The sequence below is a fragment of the Parvibaculum sp. genome (genome assembly GCF_035511255.1).
Taxonomy (GTDB): domain Bacteria; phylum Pseudomonadota; class Alphaproteobacteria; order Parvibaculales; family Parvibaculaceae; genus Parvibaculum.
The window spans coordinates 1-5909 of record NZ_DATKFR010000244.1; the positions used below are offsets into that span (position 1 = coordinate 1).

Here is a 5909-nt window from a genome sequence, read left to right on the forward strand (position 1 = left end):
TCGGAGGCCACAGTTATGCCGGTTCCGACGCGGCCGACTACAACGTCGCCATCGGCTATGGGGCAGGTGCGACGGGTGGGTACTCGGTCGCGCTCGGCTATACCGCAGGCGCCGATGGCGAGAATGCCACGGCGCTCGGCAGCAGCGCCTTCGCCACCGGCGATGAAAGCTTTGCCGGCGGGAATCTCAGCACCGCCAACGGCGTGAGCAGCGCCGCCATCGGCTATAGAGCGGAGGCGGACGGCGATGCCAGTTTCGCGGGCGGCGCGAACAGCCAAGCTACCGGCGAAGGCAGCGTGGCCATCGGCGACGCGAGCATCGCCGCGACGGACGGAAGCTTTGCCGGAGGCACCCATGCCGATGCCGAGGGCGATGCCGCGGTGGCACTCGGCAACAGTGCGAAAGCCTTCGGTGACTACAGTTTCGCCGGCGGCATCAATGCAAGCGCGACCGGCGGCGGCAGCGTCGCGCTGGGCAATGGCGCATCGGCGAGCGCGGATTCGTCGACAGCCTTGGGCGCCAGCGCATCGGCAAGCGGCATCGGTAGCGCCGCTATCGGCAACACGGCGCAGGCCGTCGGCGACGCCAGTTTCGCGGGCGGCGCCAACAGTCAAGCCAACGGCGGAAGCAGCGTTGCGATCGGCGACTCGAGTATCGCCGCGACGGACGGAAGCTTCGCCGGCGGCGTAAATGCCGATGCCGAAGGCGCCGCCGCGGTGGCACTCGGCAACAGCGCGCAGGCTCTCGGCGATTACAGCTTTGCCGGCGGCATCAATGCAAGCGCGGGTGGCGGTGGCAGTGTCGCGCTGGGCAACAGCGCCTCCGCCAGCGGCGCCAGCAGCGCCGCCATCGGCGACACGGCGCAGGCCACGGGAGATTCGAGTTTCGCCGGTGGTGCGAACAGCCAGGCCGTTGGAGAAAGCAGTGTGGCGATCGGCAATGGCGCCATCGCCAGCGGCGACGGCAGCTTTGCCGGGGGCACCTCCGCGGTCGCGGCGGGCGAGAGCAGCGTCGCGCTCGGCGATACGGCCTCGGCCAGCGCGAACTGGTCGGTGGCGCTGGGGACAGGAACTTCGGCCAGCGCGTCCGGCGCGACCGCTCTCGGCGCGACCGATGACAATTATACGGTGGCGAGCGGCCAAAACAGCCTCGCGATCCAGGGTGCCGATGCATCCGGCGACAAGGCGATTGCGATTGGCGACGGATCGGTCGCGACCGGCACCTCCAGCATCACGCTCGGCACCAGTGGCCAGGCCTATAACGACGGCAGCATCGCCATCGGCGGCGAGAGCGTCGCCGGCCTGATCGGAGGAACGGGCAGCAATCAGACGGCGGTCGGCTACCAGGCGAATGCAACTGGCGATTCGAGCAGCGCCTTCGGCGTCGGCAGCAATGCGGGCGGCGATTTCAGTCTTGCCGCCGGTGTCGGTGCGGAAACGGGCGGCGACCGTGCGACGGCGGTCGGTTCAGGCACCATCGCGGACGGAAGCCAGAGCCTTGCCGGCGGCTACAACGCCAATGCGCAAGGCGACAAGAGCGTCGCACTTGGAAGCGACGCGGCCGCGAATGGCGACAGCAGCTTTGCCGGCGGCGCCGATGCAAGCGCGGGCGGCAACGGCAGCGTCGCCATCGGCGGCAACTCAGACGCTTCGGGAGGCTATTCGCTTGCGCTCGGTTCCGACGCCGCGGCCGACAATTATCGGTCGACTGCACTGGGGACAGGCGCACAGGCGAGCGCCGACAATGCGGTCGCTCTGGGCGCAGGGTCGATCGCCGATGAAGAGAATACGGTCTCGGTCGGATCGGCGGGCAATGAACGCAAGATCGTCAACGTCGCCGCCGGCGAGGTTTCGGCGACAAGCACCGACGCGGTCAACGGCAGCCAGCTCTATTCCCTGGCACAGGACGTCGCCGCGCTCGGGTCGAGTTCGGCCTTTCAGTTTTTCGCCGAGGATTCGAGCGGCGGCACGGCGCCGACCGCGACGGGAACGGACGCCATGGCGCTCGGCAGCGGCGCGAGTTCGAGCGGCACCAATGCGATTGCCATCGGCGCGAATGCCTATTCGGCGGCGAATTCGATCGTCACGGGCGCCAACGCGACCGACAATGACGCGACCGGCGTTTCGATCTACGGCACCTCGGCGAGCGTGTCGGCCACCTCCTACAATGCGACGGCGATCGGCTACAACGCCAATGTCGACGGCCTCAATGCGATTGCCATCGGTGGCGACGCGACGGGCGCGAATGCCGCTTCCGCCACGGCCGATTACGCCGTGGCGATCGGCGATCAGGCATCCGCGTCGGGCTTCCGGAGCACTGCCGTCGGTTCGATCGGTTCGGCGTCCGGCGATTTCAGTTCGGCCTATGGATTCGAAAGCGAGAGCAGCGGCCAGTTCAGCAATGCGATCGGCACGGGGAGCACGGCATCGGGCGATTATGCCTATGCGGGCGGTGTCTTTACGGAGGCGGCGGGTGCGGGTTCGCTCGCTCTCGGCGGAGACGAGGATGTCGGCGGCGCGACCTCCTACGAGACCGGATCGATCGCCTTAGGCGCGGGCAGCGTTGCCGGCGTGAGCGGCGGCACGGATGGCGGGCAGATCGCGCTCGGCTACGGAGCGGGCGCCTATGGCGCCAGCGCGATGGCGCTCGGATCGGGAAGTGCCGCATCCGGGAGCAAGGCCATCGCCATCGGCGACGGGGCGAGCGCCACGGCGGACAATTCGGTCGCCATCGGCGCGGGCTCGGTTGCGGACGAGGCCGATACGGTTTCCGTCGGCGCGGCTGGTGCGGAGCGCAAGATCGTCAACGTCGCCGACGGCACGATCTCGTCGACGAGCACCGATGCGATCAACGGCAGCCAGCTCTATGCCACCAATCAGAATGTCGCGGCGAACACGGCGGCAATCACCACCATCAATCTAGACATCGCCGATATCTATTCGTCGATCTCGGGTTATGCCGACAGCAAGTATTTCCGCGCGAATTCGAGCGGCGCGGCGGCGAGCGCCACGGGGACCGACTCGGTCGCCATCGGCGATGGGGCCCAGGCGACGCAAACATCGAGCGTCGCGATGGGCCATGACGCCTCGTCGACCGCCGCGAATGCGACGGCGCTGGGCAGCGGTTCGAGCGCGACGGCGGACAATGCGGTAGCGCTGGGTGCCGGATCGCTCGCCAGCGAGGCGAATACCGTGTCGGTCGGCGCGGCCGGCAGCGAGCGGCGGATCACCAATGTCGCCGCCGGGATCGCGGGCACCGACGCGGTCAATGTCGACCAGCTTTCGCATCTCGACCGGAAACTCTCCGACCGGATCAATACCAATCAGTCCGGCATCGCAATGGCGCTGGCGCTCGCGGGCGGCGGCGGCCTCAACGAGCATGAAAATTATGCGATGACCGCCAACTGGGGCTCCTTCCAAGGCGCCAATGCCGCGGGCTTCGGTCTCATCGCGCGCGTCGACGACAATGTCTCCATCAATGCGGGCGTCGGTGTCGGCGGCAATACATATGGCGTGCGCGCAGGCGTACGGTTCGGCTGGTAGCAGGGCTCACGAAGGCGGATGGAAAAATGACCTGGTGGAAAACCTATATGCCGAGCATTTTCGCGGGGCTCGCCTTGCTGCTGGCCATCGTCGCGCTCGCGCTCGTCCTGCTGGGACGAGACGCGCTGATCGGTCGTGGATTCCCGAAGGAAGAAACAACCGAAACCGCTTCGGGGACGCCTGTGAACCCCGCCGTTCCGCCGGCCGTCCAACCGGCCACTGCGTCACCCGGCGCGACCGGCGCGAAGGACGGACCCCTGCAGCACATGGAACTCGAGGGACAATATGCAGGGCCGCTCAAGGACACGCTCATCCAGCGCTGGCGCGACCCGGCCGCCGGCATGATCTGCTACGTCTATCTTCCGATCGTCGTCGAGCATTCGAAGCCCACGCCGATGGGACTGGTGCAATACGGCGCCAACGGCATCGGCTCGATCAGTTGCGTGCGGGCGCAGTAGGGCGCGCGCATATCGGGCGCCGTCATGCCGCTGGCGCCACCGCGCGGCGGTAGAGATGCCACGAGGCATGGCCGAGCAGCGGAAAGAAGACGATCAACCCGACGAAGAGCGACAGGAAAGAGAGCGCCGTCAGGAAGCCGATGACCGCGAACCAGAAGAGCATGGCGCGGGGATTGGCGAGCACGGTGCGGACGCTGGTGATCATGGCGGTCACGAAGTCGATGTCGCGGTCGAAGAGCATCGGAAAGGACATGACGCTCAGGGAGAAAACCGTGAGCGCGATCGCCGCGCCGACCGTATTGCCGAGCAGGAGGAAGGCGAGGCCCGAAGGCGTCGAGAAGACCTGATCGACAAAGGCCGTCACGCTCGTCACCGAGAGGCCGAGAAAACCGAAGGTAAGAAGCGCCGCGATATCCATCCAGACGACGAAGCTGAAACCGGTGACGAGGGCCATCCAGCCCATGTCGCGGCCTGACGCGCGTTTGATCGAGGCCGCGATGGACGCCCAGGAGAGCGGTTCGCCCGCCTCGATCCTCCGGCTGATTTCATAAAGGCCCGTCGCCAGGAATGGCGCGATCAGGGCAAAGGCCATGGCCAGCGGGTAGACGAGCCAGGGCAGGTGAAATTTCAGCAGAAGCAGAACGAGAACCCATCCACCCCCGGCGATGAAGGCGCCGAAAGCGAGGCTGTGGCCGAGGCCCGCGCGCAGATCGCGCATGCCGGCGGCGAGCGCCTCCAGCACGGTGTTGATCGTCACGGCCCGGATTTCGATGCCGGGCCTGCGTTCGGTCTTGTGTTCGGTCTTGGCGGTCGTGTCGATGCTCATGCGTTGCCTCCCATCGCGTTACATCGGCTGTTGCGTGCGGCGCCTCCCTCTCCTCGCCGCCCGGCATCGTCAAAGTCTGCGCTTTTCATGCGCCGCTGCCAAATGCGGGTGGGGAGGGCGGCCTGCGCGTTTTGCCGCGTTGACCCCCCGCGACAGGCAATGGGAGGGTCGTCGCGGTGTTTCACGAGGCCGGAGCGGATGAGCGATACGGATATGCAGACGGACGACGAAGCCGCGGCGCCGGCCGCGCTCACGCCCTACGATCTCATGGGGGGTGCCGACGCCGTGCGGCGTCTGGCGGAGCGTCTCTACGACATCATGGACGAGGCGCCGGAAGCGGCGGGCATCCGCGCCATGCATGGCGACGATCTTCGTCCGATCAAGGAAAGCCTCTTTGAGTTCCTGAGCGCCTGGCTCGGCGGACCGCAGGATTATTTCCGGCGTGCCGACAGGCCCTGCATCCGCTCGGCGCATCGGTCTTTCGCCATCGGTCCCGCCGAGCGCGACCAGTGGCTGATGTGCATGAACCGGGCGCTTGCCGAAACCGATGTGCCGGAGCCGGTGCGAAAGCTTCTCGAACAGCCGCTCTTTCGCATGGCCGATATGCTGCGCTCGCGCTGAAGCGGGGTTTCCGCTCAGGACCAGAAGGTCGTCGGGAAGAATTCAAGCACGCCGTTCCGCCGATAGAGATAGGCGAGGCAGCGTTCGGCGGGGACACCTTGCGCGAAGAGATGGTCGGCGGTCTCCGCGTCGCCGATCGGAAAGGGCAGGAAGCCGATATAGGCGGCCGCGAAGGGAACCTCCGCATCGACATGGCGTCCGACGCTTGCGAGCCACGTCTCGAGTTCGCCGCGCCAGAGCGGATCGAGACCGCTTGCCGGCGTCATGTCGGAGACGAGCCGGCAGGCTTTTTCCAGCGCAGGCATCGGCAGTGCGAAGATCAGATAATCGACGTCGCCGCGTGCGTCCCGCATCGTCTCGGTGAAGCTCAGCGCCGGCACCAGAGCGCCGTCCGGTAGCCTTGCATGGCCACGCCGGCGATATGAGCCGGGTGTGGCTTCGCCGCTGGCGAGGTCCGGATGG

5 protein-coding genes are annotated in these 5909 nt (G+C 67.0%); 3 read left to right on the forward strand and 2 right to left on the reverse strand.

From position 1 onward, the window contains the following. Positions 1-3542, forward strand: a 3542-nt coding sequence (locus VMR03_RS09770; protein WP_325404664.1) for a YadA family autotransporter adhesin, incomplete at its 5' end; no start/stop codon positions are given. Positions 3543-3568: 26 nt separating this feature from the next. Continuing rightward, positions 3569-4000 carry a hypothetical protein gene (locus VMR03_RS09775; protein ID WP_325404666.1) on the forward strand — a complete coding sequence of 144 codons (432 nt, stop codon included), beginning with the start codon at positions 3569-3571 and terminating at the stop codon, positions 3998-4000. A 22-nt stretch (positions 4001-4022) separates the two neighbouring features. On the opposite strand, the gene VMR03_RS09780 is transcribed toward VMR03_RS09775, so the two are convergent. After that, positions 4023-4826 (reverse strand): DUF2189 domain-containing protein, encoded by an 804-nt coding sequence (locus VMR03_RS09780; RefSeq protein ID WP_325404668.1) that lies wholly within the window; start codon positions 4824-4826, stop codon positions 4023-4025. 198 nt (positions 4827-5024) lie between these two features. On the opposite strand from VMR03_RS09780, the gene VMR03_RS09785 reads away from it, so the two are divergent. After that, positions 5025-5447: a group II truncated hemoglobin gene (locus VMR03_RS09785; RefSeq protein ID WP_325404670.1), complete on the forward strand. Its 423-nt coding sequence runs from the start codon at positions 5025-5027 to the stop codon at positions 5445-5447. 14 nt (positions 5448-5461) lie between these two features. Here VMR03_RS09785 and VMR03_RS09790 read toward each other — a convergent pair. Continuing rightward, positions 5462-5909: hypothetical protein (locus VMR03_RS09790; protein WP_325404672.1), on the reverse strand; the 448-nt coding region annotated here is incomplete at its 5' end.

Coding starts and splice junctions, on each gene's coding strand:
- VMR03_RS09775 (WP_325404666.1), top strand. CDS start 3,569: ATGACCTGGTGGAAAACCTATATGCCGAGCATTTTCGCGGGGCTCGCC.
- VMR03_RS09780 (WP_325404668.1), bottom strand. CDS start 4,826: ATGAGCATCGACACGACCGCCAAGACCGAACACAAGACCGAACGCAGG.
- VMR03_RS09785 (WP_325404670.1), top strand. CDS start 5,025: ATGAGCGATACGGATATGCAGACGGACGACGAAGCCGCGGCGCCGGCC.